Annotated in this window: 10 protein-coding genes; 8 read left to right on the plus strand and 2 right to left on the minus strand. The window is 59.9% G+C overall.

What is annotated here, in order from left to right:
• Positions 1-96 precede the first annotated feature (96 nt).
• The 8 genes from J2Y90_RS26165 to J2Y90_RS26200 all read left to right on the plus strand — a co-directional run bounded on the left by J2Y90_RS26165 (position 97) and on the right by J2Y90_RS26200 (position 17,535).
• Complete coding sequence (locus J2Y90_RS26165; RefSeq protein ID WP_122589657.1) at positions 97-1,620, plus strand: fumarate hydratase; 1,524 nt, start codon at positions 97-99, stop codon at positions 1,618-1,620.
• A 197-nt stretch (positions 1,621-1,817) separates the two neighbouring features.
• The gene (locus J2Y90_RS26170; protein WP_253504881.1) at positions 1,818-6,290 is read left to right on the plus strand and encodes a SpvB/TcaC N-terminal domain-containing protein; all 4,473 of its coding nucleotides are present in this window, start codon (positions 1,818-1,820) and stop codon (positions 6,288-6,290) included.
• Positions 6,287-9,037 carry an RHS repeat domain-containing protein gene (locus J2Y90_RS26175; RefSeq protein ID WP_253504884.1) on the plus strand — a complete coding sequence of 917 codons (2,751 nt, stop codon included), beginning with the start codon at positions 6,287-6,289 and terminating at the stop codon, positions 9,035-9,037. The genes J2Y90_RS26170 and J2Y90_RS26175 overlap by 4 nt, the downstream gene beginning before the upstream one ends.
• The gene (locus tag J2Y90_RS26180; RefSeq protein ID WP_253504889.1) at positions 9,034-11,829 is read left to right on the plus strand and encodes an RHS repeat domain-containing protein; all 2,796 of its coding nucleotides are present in this window, start codon (positions 9,034-9,036) and stop codon (positions 11,827-11,829) included. The genes J2Y90_RS26175 and J2Y90_RS26180 overlap by 4 nt, the downstream gene beginning before the upstream one ends.
• A gap of 79 nt (positions 11,830-11,908) precedes the next feature.
• Positions 11,909-13,669 (plus strand): sensor histidine kinase, encoded by a 1,761-nt coding sequence (locus J2Y90_RS26185; RefSeq protein ID WP_253504892.1) that lies wholly within the window; start codon positions 11,909-11,911, stop codon positions 13,667-13,669.
• Positions 13,669-14,997: a sigma-54-dependent transcriptional regulator gene (locus J2Y90_RS26190; protein ID WP_253504895.1), complete on the plus strand. Its 1,329-nt coding sequence runs from the start codon at positions 13,669-13,671 to the stop codon at positions 14,995-14,997. Before J2Y90_RS26185 ends, J2Y90_RS26190 begins: the two co-directional genes overlap by 1 nt.
• A gap of 371 nt (positions 14,998-15,368) precedes the next feature.
• Positions 15,369-16,688, plus strand: a complete 1,320-nt coding sequence (locus J2Y90_RS26195) for an MFS transporter (protein ID WP_253504897.1) — start codon at positions 15,369-15,371, stop codon at positions 16,686-16,688.
• A 217-nt stretch (positions 16,689-16,905) separates the two neighbouring features.
• Entirely contained in the window at positions 16,906-17,535 is a 630-nt protein-coding gene (locus J2Y90_RS26200; protein WP_071173402.1) for a flavin reductase family protein, read from the plus strand.
• Here J2Y90_RS26200 and J2Y90_RS26205 read toward each other — a convergent pair whose 3' ends face one another.
• Together J2Y90_RS26205 and J2Y90_RS26210 are read right to left on the minus strand one after the other, a co-directional pair.
• On the minus strand, positions 17,536-17,778 hold the full coding sequence (locus J2Y90_RS26205; protein WP_253504900.1) for a hypothetical protein: 243 nt from the start codon (positions 17,776-17,778) through the stop codon (positions 17,536-17,538).
• Between the two features lie 43 nt (positions 17,779-17,821).
• Complete coding sequence (locus J2Y90_RS26210; protein ID WP_253504903.1) at positions 17,822-18,175, minus strand: putative quinol monooxygenase; 354 nt, start codon at positions 18,173-18,175, stop codon at positions 17,822-17,824.
• Positions 18,176-18,525 lie beyond the last annotated feature (350 nt).

Consider the following 18,525-nt stretch of genomic DNA (forward strand, 5'->3'; position numbering starts at 1 on the left):
CGCGCCAGCAGCCCCGGCGTGCCAGAGGATCAGCTGTGAGCTCAAAGCCTCAAGCTGCCCCATAGAATGTTCCCGTCTTCCAGAGGAGCGCGACTCATGACCGTGATCAAGCAAGATGACCTGATTCAGAGCGTTGCCGACGCCCTGCAGTTCATTTCCTATTACCACCCCGTGGATTTCATCCAGGCGATGCACGAAGCCTACCTGCGCGAAGAATCGCCGGCGGCCCGTGATTCGATGGCGCAGATCCTGATCAACTCGCGCATGTGCGCCACCGGCCATCGCCCGATCTGCCAGGACACCGGTATCGTCACCGTGTTCGTCCGTGTCGGCATGGACGTGCGTTGGGATGGCGCCACCATGGGCCTGGACGACATGATCAACGAAGGCGTGCGTCGCGCCTACAACCTGCCGGAAAACGTCCTGCGTGCCTCGATCCTCGCCGACCCGGCGGGCGCTCGCAAGAACACCAAGGACAACACCCCGGCAGTCATTCACTACTCCATCGTTCCGGGCAACACCGTGGAAGTGGACGTGGCGGCCAAGGGCGGCGGTTCCGAAAACAAGTCGAAAATGGCCATGCTCAACCCGTCCGACTCGATCGTCGACTGGGTGCTCAAGACTGTTCCGACCATGGGCGCGGGCTGGTGCCCGCCGGGCATGCTCGGCATCGGCATCGGCGGCACCGCTGAAAAAGCCGCGGTGATGGCCAAGGAAGTGTTGATGGAATCCATCGACATTCACGAGCTCAAGGCCCGTGGCCCGCAAAATCGCATCGAAGAAATGCGTCTGGAGCTGTTCGAGAAGGTCAACCAGTTGGGCATCGGCGCCCAGGGCCTCGGCGGCCTGACCACCGTGCTCGACGTGAAGATCATGGACTACCCGACCCACGCCGCTTCCCTGCCGGTATGCATGATCCCCAACTGCGCCGCCACCCGTCACGCGCACTTTGTGCTCGACGGTACAGGTCCAGCCTCGCTGGAAGCGCCACCGCTGGACGCCTACCCGGAAATCGTCTGGGAAGCCGGCCCGTCGGCCCGTCGGGTAAATCTCGACACCCTGACTCCGGAAGACGTGCAGAGCTGGAAACCGGGCGAAACCGTGCTGCTCAACGGCAAGATGCTCACCGGTCGCGACGCCGCGCACAAGCGCATGGTCGAGATGCTCAACAAGGGTGAAACCCTGCCGGTCGACCTCAAGGGTCGCTTCATCTACTACGTCGGCCCGGTTGATCCGGTCGGTGACGAAGTGGTGGGCCCGGCCGGCCCGACCACCGCAACGCGAATGGACAAGTTCACCCGTCAGATCCTCGAGCAGACCGGGCTGTTGGGCATGATCGGCAAATCCGAGCGTGGCCCGACGGCAATCGAGGCGATCAAGGACAACAAAGCCGTGTACCTGATGGCCGTCGGCGGCGCCGCTTACCTGGTTGCGCAAGCGATCAAGAAGTCCAAGGTGCTGGCCTTTGCCGAGCTCGGCATGGAAGCGATCTACGAGTTCGAGGTCAAGGACATGCCGGTTACCGTTGCCGTGGACAGCAAAGGTGAGTCAGTACACATCACCGGCCCGGCGATCTGGCAACAGAAGATCAGCGAGAGCCTGGCGGTCGAAGTGCAGTAAGTTTTTCGCCACATCGAAACGGCCGGTGCATCTGCAAAGATGCCCGGCCGTTTTTGTTGGTTAATACCGTTAGCGATAAGCAAACGCACCATGCACAGAAAATGATCTTGCGCACCTGTCAGATCTGACAGGTCCATCTTCCGAGTATTTTTGTTAGCGTCATTCCATGAAAGGCCCTTTGCGCGAATGGAATCGACATGCCCGATCAAGACCTGAGCATCACCGCCCCGGCCATCGCCAAGAGCTCATCGATCGCGACGGTCGGCAAGAGCTGGAGCGCGGTGGGTCCGACGGGCACAGCCGGGGTTGAACTGCCGATCCCGACCGCTGGCCGTGGCTATGACCCGCACATGCTCCTGTCATTCAGCAGCCAGAGCGGTAACAGTACGTTTGGCCTTGGCTGGAATCTGGCTGGGCTGAGCCAGATCAGCCGACGTACCAACAAGGGCGTACCGCGCTACACCGAGCACGACGAAATCGTCGGCCATGACGGCGAAGTGTGGATGCCCGAGCTGGATGACGATGGCAACCTGAAGTCACGCAGCGAAACCACATACTGCGACCGGCCCATTCCGGAGCACACGGTGGTGTCTTACCGGGCGCGGATCGAAAGTGATTTTTCCCTGCGCGAATGCTGGCATCCGGCTGACGGTGGCGCGCCCTTCTGGCTGGTGCACGGCGCCGATGGCACATTGCATGTCTACGGCAAAACCGCCGCATCACGCCGCGCCGACCCCGACGACCCGTTGCGTATCAGCAACTGGCTGCTGTGCGAAAGCATGAACGCCCAGGGCGAACACATCTGCTACGAGTACAAGCCCGACGATCACCCCGACGAACACGACCCGACTCACGACTACCGAGCCCAGCGTTATCTGCGCCGGGTATGTCACGGCAATGCCACGGCGAGCGACCGCCTCTATAGCTGGGACTTCGAACGGCCGACGGATCTGCGTTGGCATTTTCAACTGCTGTTCGATTACGGCGAACGCAGCAACTCCCTGACCCAGATCCCGACCTACGATGAAGCGACCCCCTGGCAGTTGCGACAGGACCGGTTTTCCACCTATGGTCAGGGTTTTGAACTGGGCACACGCAGGCTTTGCCAGCAGGTGCTGATGTTTCATCACTTTCCCGAGGGTCTGGCCAAAGAAGCGAAGCTTGCACGTCGATTGCTGCTGGAATACCGGCCGATCCAGAACATCGCACAGTGGGCTTACAGCCAGATCACCGCTGCGCACTATCAGGCCTTCGACGCAGAAGGCAATGTCGAGCATTCACCGCCGGTGGAGTTCGAATACGTGCCCTTCGAGATCAATAAAACGCCTGCGCGTCTGCTGGAAAACCAAACCCAGCCCGGCGTCGATGACAATGGGTTCTACCAATGCGTCGATCTGTATGGCGAGGGTGTTCCGGGCTTCCTCTGCCGCTACGACAACGCCTGGTATTACCGTGAACCGTTACGCACAGAACCCGGCACCGACCGGATCGGTTACGGCCCATGGGCCTTGCTGGAGAACATTCCGCTCACGGACCGCAACCGTTCGGTGGCGCAACTGCTCGACCTGACCGGCGACGGACGCCTGGATCTGATCACTGCACGGCTGGGTTATTGCGGGTTTCATGCGCTGAATGCACAGCGCCAATTCGAGCTGTTTACCGCATTCGACAAGTTCCCCAGGGAACATCAGGACCTGGCATTGATCATGGGGGACTTTTCCGGTGACGGCTTGATGTCAGCCGCCACCATCAGCACCAACCGTGTGCGTCTGTATGCCAGCCTGCGGAAAAAGGGCTTCGCGGCGGCTGAAGAAATCCCCCATGCCTACGATGACGACCGTTTGCCGGTCTTCAGCAACTCGCCCACAGAACTGGTGCTGCTGGGCAACCTGCTCGGCAGCGACATGCCGGAGCTGTGTCGCATCCGCCATGACGAGGTCCGCTGCTGGCCGAATCTGGGTCATGGCAAATTCGGCAAAGGGCGCAAGATCAGCGATCTGCCTTTGACCTATGAAGAATTCGACGCCTCGCGCGTGCGTCTCGCCGACCTCGATGGTTCCGGCGCACCGGCGTTGATCTATCTGAAATCCGATGTGTTCGAAATCTATCTGAACCGTGGCGGCAACGGTCTGGAGCAAATACCTGTCAGCGTGCCTTGGCCGGAAGGGGTGCGTTATGACCGCTTGTGCCAGGTCAGCTTTGCCGACCTGCAGGGACTCGGTTGCGCCAGCCTGATTCTGACGGTGCCGCACATGAAACCGAGGCATTGGCGCTACGATTTCGTTGCCACCAAGCCCTATCTGTTGGCCGCCAGCAATAACAATATGGGCTGCAGTTCCAGCGTGACTTATCGCAGCTCGGCACAGGAATGGCTGGATGAAAAGGCCCGTCTTCTGACACTGGATCGTGCCCCGGTGTGTCATTTGCCGTTCCCGGTGACCGTGGTGAAAAAGCAACAGCAACACGACGAGATCACCAACGTCCTGTTGACCCAGCTATTCGATTGGCGCGAAGGGTTCTACGACAGCGAAGAACGCGAATTCCGCGGTTTCGGCTACTTGCAGCAACTTGATTGCGAAATGGCCACCGTGCCTTCAGAACCCGGCTTCAGCGCGCCGGTGCGCAGCTGTACCTGGTTCAACAACGGGCGAGACATGAATCGCTCGCGCGAGGATTATTTCAGCGCGGACGAGGGCGCCTGTCCGTTGGGCGAAACGCTGTTCAGTCGTTACCACCCCAAAGGTGAAGTCGACGAACCCATCACCCCGGAGGATTCCGACAGTCGCTATCGGATCGCCCAGGCATTGGTCGGCTCGGTCGCCCGCACGGAAACCTATGCCTTCCAGGCCGACGCCTCGGCACCCGGCGATCCCCAACTGTACTCGGTACAAGAGTCACGCTATCTGGTGCGCGAAGTGCAGCCGCAGGGGCAATATGCCGCGGCCGTTCTGCTGCCGCTGCAGGTGGAAAACATCAGTTACCAATACGACGGATTTATCGACGACCCGCTGTGCCGCCACGATGTGACTCTGCGCTGGGACGCTTATGCTGCCGTGACCCATGCACTGTCGGTGAGCTACGCGCGACGGCTGACGGCTGACAGTCCGCCGCCCTTCGCCGAGGACCACCGGAATCAATGGTGGTGCGACGCCCATGACGACGCGCAGCAATGGTTTTACCTCAGTGAAACCCGTGCGCGCCTGATCAACCTGACCGGGCCGCAGCAGTGGCGATTGGGTCTGCCTTATCAGGAACGGAGCAATGCGTTGAAATTGCCCAAAGGTACCTTGCCCATAGGGCTTAACCCCGCTCAGGTGTCTTTCGAAACGCTGCGAGCGCATCAGGATTCACCGCAATGGAATGCCGAACGGGTCCTGACGTCGCAATCCGTGCAGCGCTATGTGGACACTGGCGGTCAGGAACTGGGCGACGGCGTCGCCGGTTTCGAAGCCTTGAGACATTCCCTCGAGCTCGCGCTATTGGACAAGACCGCGCTGGACGCTTACAGCATTGTGCCGGAGTTCGAAATCGCTAAAGCCCTGAGGGAGATTGGCTACGAAGAGATGCAGCCGATGTTCGAGGCAGTGCCAAGCGCAGAAAAAATCCTCTGGTCAGCGCGGTTCAACTTTGCGCGGTATGGCAACCTTCAGGCGTTCTACAAAGTACTTGAGTTCAGCGAAACGCAAAGCCATGGCGTGACCAAAGCCGAGTACGATCAACACTACCTGGCGATCATTCGCATGGAGTTGCCCGACGGTTGTACTACTCGCGTGGCGGAGTTCGATTACCACGCACTCAAACCCAAGCGACTCATCGACGCCAACGACAATATCGAAGAAGTCATCTACGAACCGTCAGGTCAGCCGCTGGTCACCAGCTTCTACGGCACGGAAAACGGTGAAGACGCCGGATTCCATGAGTTGATCGGCTGGACGTTACCGGACACCAGTGCGGAATACGCCATCGCGAATCCATATCTAACCGTACAAAAAGCAGCGCGCACCCTGCACAAGAACCTGTTCAGCTGGATGGGCCAGATCCCCGCCTCCACCCTGCAAACCCAATCGATCAGGCAAGGCGACCTGTTGCCCGGCGGACACATACGCGCCAGCGCACGGCGGCGCCTGGCCAAAGGCAGAGACCTGACGCCCGACGATCAACTGTTGCTCAAGGCTATCGAAGCTGCTTATCGCGAACCCGTACACACCGTGGTGCTCAGTGCTGACCACTACCCCGACGACCCCGACCTGCAGATACAGATAGTCAAAACCTGCGTCGACGGCTTCGGTCGTATCCTGCAAACCCTGCAAGAGGTTGACCCGGGGCTGGCCTACACCGTAGACGAAAACGGTGAGCTGCTCATCGAAGAGGGCGAGCAAATGGCGCAGAGGCGCTGGCGTATCAGCGAACGTGTCGAATACAACAACAAGGGTCTGCCAATACGCCAGTACCGGCCGTTTTTCGTCAATACGCACCGGTACGTCAATCAATCAGCGCGCAAGCTCGGACTGTTTGACCAGCTTTTTTATGACGCGCTGGGGCGTCTGATCAAGCTGATCAACGCCAAAGACGACTTTGCCAGAACGACTTGTCATCCCTGGTTCACCATCAGCGAGGACTTCAACGACACGGCCGAAGAGGTGGTGGCTTCGAGCGAGTCGGGCGCATGACCGCGCCCCTGCATTGGCGCACGCCAGCCCTCGCGGTGATTGACGGCCGAGGCCTGCCGATTCGTCAGGTCGCTTATTTGCGCTCTGCCGCAGATGCCACAGCGCGCGCTATCGTCACCTCTCAAGAGCACGATGTGGCCGGGCGTCTCGTGGCACAGCACGACCCGCGCTTGCCGGTTGCCAACGCCACCACCGTCTACGCACTGAACGGCGATGTGCTATTCACTGACAGTGTCGATGGCGGATGGCGCCTGATATTGCCGGGGCTGGCCGGTGAGCCAGAGCAGCGTTGGGACGCGCGCGGCCATCACTGGCAATCGACCTTCGATACGCAGTTACGCGTGACAACGCTCAAGGAAGACGGTGACCCTCAGATCGACAGTTTCAGCTATGGCGAGAGTTCCGCCGATGCCAGCCACAACCTGCGCGGGCAGTTGATTCGACAGACAGATCCTTCAGGTTCACTGGACATCAGCAGTTATGCCCTCACCGGGCAGCCACTGGTGGAAAAGCGCACTTTTCATGATCAAGCAGAGTTTGTCAGCCATCAGGTCTTCAGCCCACTGGGCGCTGTGCTGGAACAGATCGACGGCGGCGGACACCGTAGAGCATCTCGTTACGGGCTCGCCGGGCAGCTCAAAAAAGTGGAGCTGGAGGTCGAGACCAAAGTCACGCAGGTGTTGCAGGATGCGCAGTACAACGCCAACGATCAGATCATCTCGCAACTGGCCGGCAACGGTGTCCTGAGCCAGTGGACGTACGACCCGGCGGACGGACGCCTGCGCGCGCGGATCAGTCAGAAACCCGGTCAGCCCAGATTGCAGGATCTCGCCTACTTCTACGACCGCGTCGGCAATATCATTCGCATCGAAGACCACGCCTTCGAGCCCACCTGGTTCGCCAACCAGCGGGTCGACGGGCACCGTGAATTCAGCTACGACTCCTTGTACCGCTTGATCCACGCCACCGGCCATGACGACGTCCTGCCCCCTGACATCCCCGGCCTGCCGCAACCACCTGACGAACGAAACCGCCTCAATTACATCCAGACGTATAGCTACGACGACGCTGGCAACCTGACCGAACTGCGTCATCAGCGCGACGGCAATAGTCGCACCCGAACGCTGTGCATAGACGACAAAAGCAATCGCGGTGTGCGCTGGCAAACAGGCGACGAGCCGCCGGACTTCGGCACCTGGTTCGACCCGCACGGCAATCAACGCAGGCTGCACCACGGTCCGTCATTGCACTGGAACAGCCGCGACGAGCTGGAACATATCGATCTGGTCCTGCGCAAAGACAGCGCCAACGACGCTGAACACTACCGATACAGCCAAGGCGTGCGGGTGTTCAAGCGTCACGACACCTTCGCTCCCGGTGCCAATCACTTCCATCAGGTGCGCTACCTGCCCGGCCTGGAAATCCGCAGCAAAGACAACGGCGAAGAACTGCACATCATCAGCGTCGGTAACGCGCGCTGCCTGCACTGGGTAAGCAATCCACCTGCCGCCAACACTCAACTGCGTTACACCCTTGAAGACCATCTCGGTTCTTGTGTGATGGAGCTGGATGAAAACGCTGCGGTCACGAGCGAAGAAGGCTACTACCCGTTCGGCGAAACCGCGTGGATGGCGCCGGAATCGGAAATCGCTTACCGCTTTATCCGTTACTCCGGCAAGGAGATGGATGTCAGCGGTTTGTACTACTACGGTGCACGTTATTACGCACCGTGGTTGCAACGTTGGGTCAGTGCGGATCCGGCGGGGGAAGTGGATGGGTTGAATCTGTACGGATTCGTCGGGAATAACCCATTAACTTTTGTGGATGTGCATGGCAACAGCCAAGAGAAATTCGACATTGTCAATTTCTCGAACTTCGTAACAGAGCTCGGTAATCACGCCGCTATGACGCAAGACAAGATGCAGAAAATTGCAGGCGGAAAATACGCGGGCGACTTGGTGAAGAGCGGCGTTGCAGAAATAATCATAGGCACTGCCGGCTTCTTCGCCGGTTTTTACGGCAGCAAATTCGTAGGTTCATCTCTTACCGTCGGTATGCCCGAAGCCGTCGAATACCTGGTCGGGATCGTTTCCGCGCACATCGGCGGCGATATTGCCGAGTCGTTCGTCAGCAAGTTCACGTCCTTTGCAAACATGACAGCCCCATTGATTCCACAAACTTCGGCGATGAGCGTCGACGCCATTGATCAAAAGGTCGGTATCACGGAGAGCTCTTCGAGTTTTACGCCGGCCGATGCGTCCTCCCTCTTGATGAGCCGCGGCGTCGGATCATATGTTCCAGGCGTGGGTGCATCACTTAACCTGGGTTCGCGGGTGCAGGAAGTGGAGGACATAAAAAATGGTCTGGATCCGGCCAAGATTGAAAAAATCGAAACCATGCTCGCCGACTGGCAACAAGCCCTCACTTCGCGAATGGCCGATATTGAGAAAGCCTTCAGACGCCTGGGACAAAACACAGTCAATTCGGCTGACGTGCTACCTCATCAGAACCGCTTAAGGGGTGCCAAGACCATTCGCCTCGAGACCTTGCGAGAGCAGACCCGTGCGATCCAGGGATATATCGAAAGCACCCAGACCTTCATGAAGTTTTACAAAGAAGACCTGACCACAGACAGCCGTTTTTTGCGCTCACAAGCTCAACCGAAATCCGGGTTGGGAGCGAGATTGAAGGCGAGATTCAACGCTGCTGTTGAACCATTCATCAGACATGTCTACGCCCCCCAATGAAATACCATACCGTCCATTCGCACACTCCTGCGTTGACGGTCATCGACGGCCGCGGCCTGCCGATCCGGCAGGTCGCTTACTTGCGTACCCCGGCGGATGATTCATCGATCCCCCTCGTCACCTCTCACGAACACGATGTGGCCGGGCGCCTGGTCGCGCAGCGGGATCCGCGTCTGCCCATCGCAAACGCCACCACTGTCTACTCGCTCAATGGCGATGCGCTATTCACTGACAGCGTCGATAGCGGCTGGCGCCTGGTGTTGCCAGGGCTGGCCGGCGAGCCGCGGCGACGCTGGGACGAGTGCGGTCACCACTGGAAGTCGACCTTCGATACGCAGTTACGCGTGACAACGCTCAAGGAAGACGGTGACCCTCAGATCGACAGTTTCAGCTATGGCGAGAGTTCCGCCGATGCCAGCCACAACCTGCGCGGGCAGTTGATTCGACAGACAGATCCTTCAGGTTCACTGGACATCAGCAGTTATGCCCTCACCGGGCAGCCACTGGTGGAAAAGCGCACTTTTCATGATCAAGCAGAGTTTGTCAGCCATCAGGTCTTCAGCCCACTGGGCGCTGTGCTGGAACAGATCGACGGCGGCGGACACCGTAGAGCATCTCGTTACGGGCTCGCCGGGCAGCTCAAAAAAGTGGAGCTGGAGGTCGAGACCAAAGTCACGCAGGTGTTGCAGGATGCGCAGTACAACGCCAACGATCAGATCATCTCGCAACTGGCCGGCAACGGTGTCCTGAGCCAGTGGACGTACGACCCGGCGGACGGACGCCTGCGCGCGCGGATCAGTCAGAAACCCGGTCAGCCCAGATTGCAGGATCTCGCCTACTTCTACGACCGCGTCGGCAATATCATTCGCATCGAAGACCACGCCTTCGAGCCCACCTGGTTCGCCAACCAGCGGGTCGACGGGCACCGTGAATTCAGCTACGACTCCTTGTACCGCTTGATCCACGCCACCGGCCATGACGACGTCCTGCCCCCTGACATCCCCGGCCTGCCGCAACCACCTGACGAACGAAACCGCCTCAATTACATCCAGACGTATAGCTACGACGACGCTGGCAACCTGACCGAACTGCGTCATCAGCGCGACGGCAATAGTCGCACCCGAACGCTGTGCATAGACGACAAAAGCAATCGCGGTGTGCGCTGGCAAACAGGCGACGAGCCGCCGGACTTCGGCACCTGGTTCGACCCGCACGGCAATCAACGCAGGCTGCACCACGGTCCGTCATTGCACTGGAACAGCCGCGACGAGCTGGAACACATCGATCTGGTCCTGCGCAAAGACAGCGCCAACGACGCTGAACACTACCGATACAGCCAAGGCGTGCGGGTGTTCAAGCGTCACGAAACCTTCGCTCCCGGTGCCAATCACTTCCATCAGGTGCGCTATCTGCCCGGCCTGGAAATCCGCACCAGAGACAACGGCGAAGAATTGCACATCATCAGCGTCGGCAATGCGCGTTGTCTGCACTGGGTGCAAGAGGGGCCGGCCGACAAGACCCAACTGCGTTACACCCTTGAAGACCATCTCGGCTCTTGTGTGATGGAGCTGGATGAAAACGCTGCGGTCACCAGCGAAGAAGGCTACTACCCGTTCGGCGAAACCGCGTGGATGGCGCCGGAATCGGAAATCGCTTACCGCTTTATCCGTTACTCCGGCAAGGAGATGGATGTCAGCGGTTTGTACTACTACGGTGCACGTTATTACGCACCGTGGTTGCAACGTTGGATTAGTGCCGATCCGGCGGGGGATGTGGATGGGTTGAATCTGTATTCGTTCGTTGCAAATAACCCTATCACTTTCTCCGATCAGGACGGCCAAGCCCTCGAAGATGCCATTCGCAGAGAAAGGCCCGAAGAACGGGATGCCAGGAAAGCAGCGAGCGCCTCACAACAGCGACAGTACCAAGCGAATATGCGGTTATCAAAAGCCATCGATCGGCATTTTGATATTCTCAAGCTCACCTCCAGAAGGGCTCAGGAAGCCGATCAGCAAATTGATAACCACCGCTCGGCAGCAGAACACGGGAAGTCCGCGGCCCTTAGAACCGCGGCACATGTCGGCGGGCAGGCCGTCAGTTACGCGGCGGGCATCGGAATCGGCGCAACGATGGCAGCGCTGGGCAGCGTGACCGGCCCGGTCGGTGTTGCGTTCGGAGTGTTTCTCGGCGTGCTGGCAAAAAAAGCCGTCAGCGTGGGAGTGGATTACGTCGCAGACAGCATGAGCTTCAGCGCGTCAGTCAAATTCAAGGCGGGCAAGCTTGATCCGGGCCGAATTGTGGGTCGGTCCGAATACAAGAGCAGCAACTACGGTCATTATGCGCTCAACAAATTCAGGGCCATCGGCAGAGGCATCATAACGCTGAACCAGGCTGGCTGGCTGAAAGGCGCCAAGGAAGTCGCGACGGCGGGCGCCGGTGTTGCAGCGAAATACGCCGCACCTTCGGCTGCCAGCGAAGCCAGCGCCGCCTTCAGTACTCTGGCAGGCACGTTCGAAATCCTGCATGAGATAGCCGGCGCAGGCGCCCCGCTCAGTCCCGAGAAAGTGGAGAGAGCGCAAACGTTCATTAACGGGATGATTGATGTACTGAACAAAAACGTCGACGAAATCGCTCAGGCGTTCGATGACGCGGGGCGTACCTCCATCCATACATACAGATTGCTGAGCAAGTTCTTTGGCACTGCACCGGGCGATACACTGCAAAGCATTCGCAGGGCCACCGATGTCACTATCGGCCATCTCAAGAACACACAGGCAAGACTCAACGGATAGCCGTTGACGTGCGATCACGTAGCGAAACGCGATCTGCATGCTATCGTGCCCCCCCCTTCCTACCATCCGTTAGCCCAGCATGTTGCCGACTTCTCGTACCCTGCGTCTGTCGTTGTATTCCCTGCTGATCATCGCCGGCACGGTCGTGGCCGCGACGCTCGCCATGCGCCACGCCGAACGTCAGGCGCTGGAAGAAGACGCCGCCCGCGCCAATCAGCAACTGGGCCTTTACGCCAACTCATTACACACGCTGATCGATCGCTACCGCGCCCTCCCCGCCGTGCTGGCGCTGGACCCGCAATTGCGTTCGGCACTCGCCGGCCCTGTCGATGCGGCGCAGCAGACCGCACTGAATCTGAAGCTGGAAAAAATCAACGGCGCGGCGCAATCCTCGACCCTTGAACTGCTCGATCGCAGCGGTCTGGCCGTGGCCGCCAGCAACTGGCGCTTGCCCAGCAGTTACGTCGGTCACAATTACGGCTTTCGCCCCTACTTCAGCCAGACGCGCACCCATGGCACCGGACGTTTTTACGCGGTGGGCGTGACCAGCGGCATTCCCGGTTATTTCCTCTCCAGTGCGGTGCTCGGGGACAACGGCGAGTTCCTCGGCGCCATGGTGGTCAAGCTGGAATTTCCCGAGCTGGAGCGCGAATGGAGCCAAGGCAGCGACACGCTGCTGGTCAGTGATGCGCGCGGGATCATCTTCATCGCCAATCAGCCGGGGTGGCGTTATCGCGCCTTGCGGCCGTTGAGCGCCAGCGATCTGGCCGAGATCAAAACCACCCGCCAGTACGACAAGCAATCGCTGGTACCGCTGACCCATTTGCCGCTACGGCGTTTCGATGACAACAGCGATCTGCGCCGGGTCGAAGGCCCGCAGGGCACGGCGGATTATCTGTGGGAATCGCTGCCGCTAACGACCGAGGGCTGGACCCTGCACCTGCTGCGCCGCCCGCAAGTGGCCTTCGAGGATTTGCGCAACGCCGCCCTGGCCGCGGCCGGGGTGTGGCTGGCGCTGGTGTTTCTGTTGCTGTTTCTCAACCAGCGCTGGCGGCTGGCCAAAGTCCGCCAGCGCAATCGCGAAGAACTCGAGCGTCTGGTCGAGGAGCGCACCCGCGACCTGCGCACGGCTCAGGAAGGTCTGGTGCAGTCGGCCAAACTCGCCGCGCTGGGGCAGATGTCCGCCGCGCTGGCCCACGAAATCAATCAACCGCTGACCGCCCAGCGCATGCAACTGGCGACCCTGCGCCTGCTGCTCGAACATGGTCGCGTCGATGACGCGTACAAGGCGCTGAAACCGGTGGACGACATGCTTACGCGCATGGCCGCCCTCACCGGCCACCTCAAGACGTTCGCCCGCAAAAGCCCGAGCGGCTTGCGTGAGCGACTGGACCTGGCGACTGTGGTCGATCAGTCGCTGCAATTGCTCGATGCGCGCCTGCGAGACGAGCAGGTCAGTCTGGTGCTACATCTGGCCCGCCCGGCGTGGGTGCGCGGTGATGCGATTCGCCTGGAACAAGTGCTGATCAACCTGTTGCGCAATGCCTTGGACGCCATGCAAGGCAAAGCCTGCAAGCGTCTGGAAATCCGCCTGGAGGCCGATGAACAACTGTGGCGGCTCAGCGTCAGCGACAATGGCGGCGGCATCGCCGAAGAGTATCTGGGCCAGGTGTTCGATCCGTTCTTTACCACCAAACCGGTGGGTGACGGCCTGGGCCTCGGGCTGGCAGTATCCTTCGCCATCGTGCATGAATCCGGCGGCCGTTTGAGCGCCGAAAATGGCGATAACGGCGCGGTGTTCAGCCTGACCCTGCCAATCGATCTGGAGGCACACATCTGATGCTCAATTCGGTGATGGTGGTCGACGACGAAAGCAGCATTCGCAGCGCCGTCGAACAATGGCTGAGCCTGTCAGGGTTCCAGGTGCAACTGTTCAGCCGTGCCGAAGAATGCCTCGCCGCGCTGCCCGAACATTTTGCCGGGGTGATCCTCAGCGACGTGCGCATGCCCGGCATGGACGGTTTGCAATTGCTCGCTGCCGTGCAAAAGTGCGACGCCGAACTGCCGGTGATTCTGCTTACTGGCCATGGCGACGTGCCGATGGCGGTGGAAGCGATGCGCGACGGCGCCTACGACTTTCTGGAAAAACCGTTCAGCCCCGAAACGCTGCTCGGCAGCTTGCGCCGGGCGCTGGACAAGCGCCGTCTGGTCCTGGAAAACCGCGCCCTGCACGAACTGGCCGACAACCGCGCGAAGCTGGATGCGACGTTGCTGGGCGTATCCCGTGGCTTGCAGACATTGCGTCGGCAAGTGCTGGATCTGGCGACCTTGCCGGTCAATGTGTTGATCCGTGGCGAAACCGGCAGCGGCAAGGAACTGGTCGCGCGTTGCCTGCATGATTTCGGCCCGCGCGCCGGCAAACCCTTCGTGGCGCTGAACTGCGCGGCGATCCCGGAGCAACTGTTCGAAGCCGAGCTGTTCGGCCATGAGAGCGGCGCATTCACCGGCGCGTCCGGCAAGCGCATCGGCAAACTGGAATACGCCGATGGCGGCACGCTGTTTCTCGACGAGATCGAAAGCATGCCGCTGGCCCAGCAGGTGAAATTGCTGCGCGTGTTGCAGGAGCAAAAGCTTGAACGGCTGGGCTCGAATCAGAGCATTCGCGTTGATCTGCGTATTGTTGCGGCGACCAAACCGGACCTGCTCGACGAAGCCCGCGCCGGGCGTTTTCGCGAAGACCTGGCTTACCGGTTGAACGTCGCCGAACTGCGCTTGCCGCCGCTGCGTGATCGCCGCGAAGACATTCCGTTGCTGTTCGAAACCTTCGCCCATAACGCCGCCCAGCGTCTGGGCCGGACCTTTCCACCGTTGACGGGTGCGCAATTGAGTCATCTGCTCAGCCATGACTGGCCGGGCAACGTGCGTGAACTGGCCAACGTTGCCGAGCGTCAGGTGTTGGGGCTGGATGAACCGGTCGCCGGAATCGATCCGGGGCAATCGCTGGCGGCGCAGCAGGAAGCCTTCGAAGCGCAGTGCCTGCGCGCAGCATTGACCCGGCACAAAGGTGATGTGAAAGCCGTGCTCGAAGAACTGCAACTGCCGCGCCGCACGTTCAATGAAAAGATGCAGCGGCATGGGTTGAGTCGGGAGATGTTCTTGGCGGAGTGATTGTTTGTGTGGCTGAGATCCGTCCCCCTCACCCCAACCCTCTCCCCCAAGGGGGCGAGGGGGAAAGGGAGCCGATCTTCATGCTTTTCAAACCTGAATTCACCTCGATAATTCAGGTCGATGCACCTCGAACATACACCACGGTCAGTCCCCTCTCCCCCTGGGAGAGGGCTAGGGTGAGGGGCTTTTGATCTTCACGCCGATAAGCGGAAATCCGCTCACGCAGCCCAATCAGTCGGCACAAATCCGCTCACCCATTCCCTCTACCCCCTCTAAACCGGCCCCTCACCCCTTGGCACAGCTCCTGCTATAGCCCCAGCAGGCTGCGTTCCGACGCGCTCCACAAAAACAATTAAATGAAGGATCCTTCAATGGATAACTCCAACGCCCAGCCCCTTGGGTCGGCTGCCGTGCCGGCCAAACCGAGAACCACCGCCAGCCGGATCAAATCGATCTTCAGCGGCTCTGTCGGCAACATGGTCGAGTGGTACGACTGGTATGTGTATGCCGCCTTCTCCCTGTACTTCGCCAAGACCTTCTTCCCCGCCGGCTCCACCACCGCACAGCTGATGAACACCGCAGCGATCTTCGCCGTGGGCTTCTTGATGCGGCCGATCGGTGGCTGGCTGATGGGCATGTATGCCGACAAGGTCGGGCGCAAGAAAGCGCTGATGGCCTCGGTGTACCTGATGTGCTTCGGCTCGCTGCTGATCGCCCTGAGCCCGAACTATGAAACCATCGGCATCGGCGCGCCGATCCTGCTGGTGTTTGCCCGCCTGCTGCAAGGCCTGTCGGTCGGCGGCGAGTACGGCACCTCGGCGACTTATCTGTCCGAGATGGCGACCAAGGAACGTCGCGGCTTCTTCTCCAGCTTCCAGTACGTAACGCTGATCTCCGGCCAGCTCATCGCCCTCGGCGTGCTGATCGTGCTGCAGAACATGCTGACCACCGAGCAGCTGTACGCGTGGGGCTGGCGCATCCCGTTCGCCATCGGCGCGCTCTGCGCAGTGGTGGCGCTGTACCTGCGTCGCGGCATGGAAGAAACCGAGTCGTTCACGAAAAAAGAAAAATCCAGGGAAAGCGCCATGCGCACCTTGATGCGCCACCCGAAAGAGCTGTTGACCGTGGTCGGCCTGACCATGGGCGGCACCCTGGCGTTCTACACCTACACCACCTACATGCAGAAATACCTGGTGAACACGGTCGGCATGAGCATCTCCGACTCGACCACCATTTCCGCCGCCACGCTGTTCCTGTTCATGTGCCTGCAACCGATCATCGGTGGCCTGTCGGACAAGATCGGCCGGCGTCCGATCCTGATCGCGTTCGGCGTGCTGGGTACGATCTTCACCGTGCCGATCCTGATGACCCTGCACACCATCCAGACCTGGTGGGGCGCGTTCTTCCTGATCATGGCGGCACTGATCATCGTCAGCGGCTACACCTCGATCAACGCGGTGGTCAAAGCCGAATTGTTCCCCACTGAAATCCGCGCCCTTGGCGTCGGCCTGCCGTACGCACTGACCGTGTCGATCTTCGGCGGCACCGCCGAATACATCGCGCTGTGGTTCAAGAGCATCGGCATGGAAACCGGTTACTACTGGTACGTCACCGCGTGCATCGCCGTGTCGCTGCTGGTGTACATCACCATGAAAGACACCCAGAAGCACTCGCGGATCGTCACTGACTGATCGGGCTACATCGCTGGCAGGACACAAAATCCGTGTCCTGCCCCGAACCCGTAGGAGCTGCCGAAGGCTGCGATCTTTTGATCTTGATCCTGAAAAAGACAAAATCAAAAGATTGCAGCCTTCGGCAGCTCCTACGGGGCCTTGCATCCGGGTGGAAATATGCGCTGGGGCCTTGCACTATGACTGCATTCGAATGCAGCTCAGGAATCCGCTCCCCATGCCCGATGACATCCACTTCTACGAACCCGCCAACGGCCACGGCCTGCCTCACGATCCGTTCAACGCCATCGTCGGCCCGCGCCCCATCGGCTGGATCTCCTCGCAGGATGCCGAAGGCCGGCTCAATCTCGCGCCTTACAGTTTTTTCAACGCGTTCAATTACGTGCCGCCGATCATTGGTTTTTCCAGCGTCGGGCGCAAAGACAGTCTGAACAACATCGAGCAGACCGGTGAGTTCGTCTGGAACCTCGCCACCCGCCCGTTGGCCGAGCAGATGAACCAGAGCTGCGCGATGGTCGCGCCTGAGGTCAACGAGTTTGAATTGGCGGGGCTGACGACCGTAGCGTCAAAAGTGATTTCGGTACCACGGGTCGCCGAAAGCCCGGTGTCCTTCGAGTGCAAGGTCACGCAGATCATCCAGTTGCAACGCGCCGATGGTGAAACCGTGCCGAGCTGGCTGATTCTCGGCGAAGTGGTTGCCGTACACATCGCCAAATGGCTGCTCAAGGATGGCATCTACGACACCGCCGCCGCACAGCCGATTCTGCGCGGCGGCGGGCCGGCGGATTATTTCCAGCTCGGGCCTGAAGCACTGTTCAAAATGTGGCGCCCGGGGGCGCAGAAATAACTACCAGACCAGCTCGGCGTCATCAGTGACGCCCTGGAGTTTATCCAGCTCGGTGATCGCCGCTTCATCGGCAGCGATGGCGCCGGGAAACACCTGCTCGTTCAGCAATTTGTGAAAGCGCGGTGCGCCGCCATCGACCAGGGCCTTGACCGCGATCGCCGCGTAATAACCCTTGTTGCCGCCAAGCTCGACGGGGACGACTGCGGAGACTGCTTCGAAGCGTTCAAACTCTTTACGTGCCATGTCGCGGATCCTGGCTCAATCAATTAAGCCGGACATTAAACCCTCAACCGGCGAGTTTGTGTATCGGCGCAGCGCATTGACCGAGGGCCTGCGCGGCGGAAACGTCCCTGAACGTGTGGAAGTCGAGGCTGTTGACCACCAGGTCCTGGACCAGCTCGGCGAAGACTTCCATCGACGCACTGTTGAAATACGCAGTCATCATCTGCTGGCTGCTCCAGTAGCCGCTGACCAGCCACAGGTCGGCGTCGCACTGCGATTGTTGCAACGAGAAACTCAGGCAACCGGGCGAAGCGCGCGAGACCTCGATCAAAGCGCTCAGGCGCACGCCGAGTTCCGCCGAGCGCCCGGCCTGGGCACGAACGAAGGCCATATGACTGACAGGCATCTGCTTGGACATGATCAACCCTCCATGAAATCGCGTGGCAGCCGGGGGACGGGCTGCGACTGAAGCAAAGATTAAGGGTCGGGCCGGCAGCGCCGTTAGTCGATTCCTGCCTTCGCGTTGCACAATCCTGCGAGACTGCGCAGACGACCTGTAACAACCTGTAAACCTGCGCAACAGGTGTGTCATACGCGTTTTGTGTAGGAGCTGCCGAAGGCTGCGATCTTTTGCTTTTGCCTTGAAGATCAACGGATCGCAGCCTTCGGCAGCTCCTACAGGGTTGTATGTCGGCTGACGCGGAAATGGCTCCGGCAGAATCAGGCAAGCATTTGGCAGAATGTGTCTACCGCCGCGGCTTGCACAAA

Source organism: Pseudomonas koreensis, from assembly GCF_024169245.1.
GTDB lineage: Bacteria > Pseudomonadota > Gammaproteobacteria > Pseudomonadales > Pseudomonadaceae > Aquipseudomonas > Aquipseudomonas koreensis_F.

Excerpts from the sequence above, each read along its gene's own strand:
- J2Y90_RS26165 (WP_122589657.1), top strand. The coding sequence starts at position 97 with ATGACCGTGATCAAGCAAGATGACCTGATTCAGAGCGTTGCCGACGCC.
- J2Y90_RS26170 (WP_253504881.1), top strand. The coding sequence starts at position 1,818 with ATGCCCGATCAAGACCTGAGCATCACCGCCCCGGCCATCGCCAAGAGC.
- J2Y90_RS26175 (WP_253504884.1), top strand. The coding sequence starts at position 6,287 with ATGACCGCGCCCCTGCATTGGCGCACGCCAGCCCTCGCGGTGATTGAC.
- J2Y90_RS26180 (WP_253504889.1), top strand. The coding sequence starts at position 9,034 with ATGAAATACCATACCGTCCATTCGCACACTCCTGCGTTGACGGTCATC.
- J2Y90_RS26185 (WP_253504892.1), top strand. The coding sequence starts at position 11,909 with ATGTTGCCGACTTCTCGTACCCTGCGTCTGTCGTTGTATTCCCTGCTG.
- J2Y90_RS26190 (WP_253504895.1), top strand. The coding sequence starts at position 13,669 with ATGCTCAATTCGGTGATGGTGGTCGACGACGAAAGCAGCATTCGCAGC.
- J2Y90_RS26195 (WP_253504897.1), top strand. The coding sequence starts at position 15,369 with ATGGATAACTCCAACGCCCAGCCCCTTGGGTCGGCTGCCGTGCCGGCC.
- J2Y90_RS26200 (WP_071173402.1), top strand. The coding sequence starts at position 16,906 with ATGCCCGATGACATCCACTTCTACGAACCCGCCAACGGCCACGGCCTG.
- J2Y90_RS26205 (WP_253504900.1), bottom strand. The coding sequence starts at position 17,778 with ATGGCACGTAAAGAGTTTGAACGCTTCGAAGCAGTCTCCGCAGTCGTC.
- J2Y90_RS26210 (WP_253504903.1), bottom strand. The coding sequence starts at position 18,175 with ATGTCCAAGCAGATGCCTGTCAGTCATATGGCCTTCGTTCGTGCCCAG.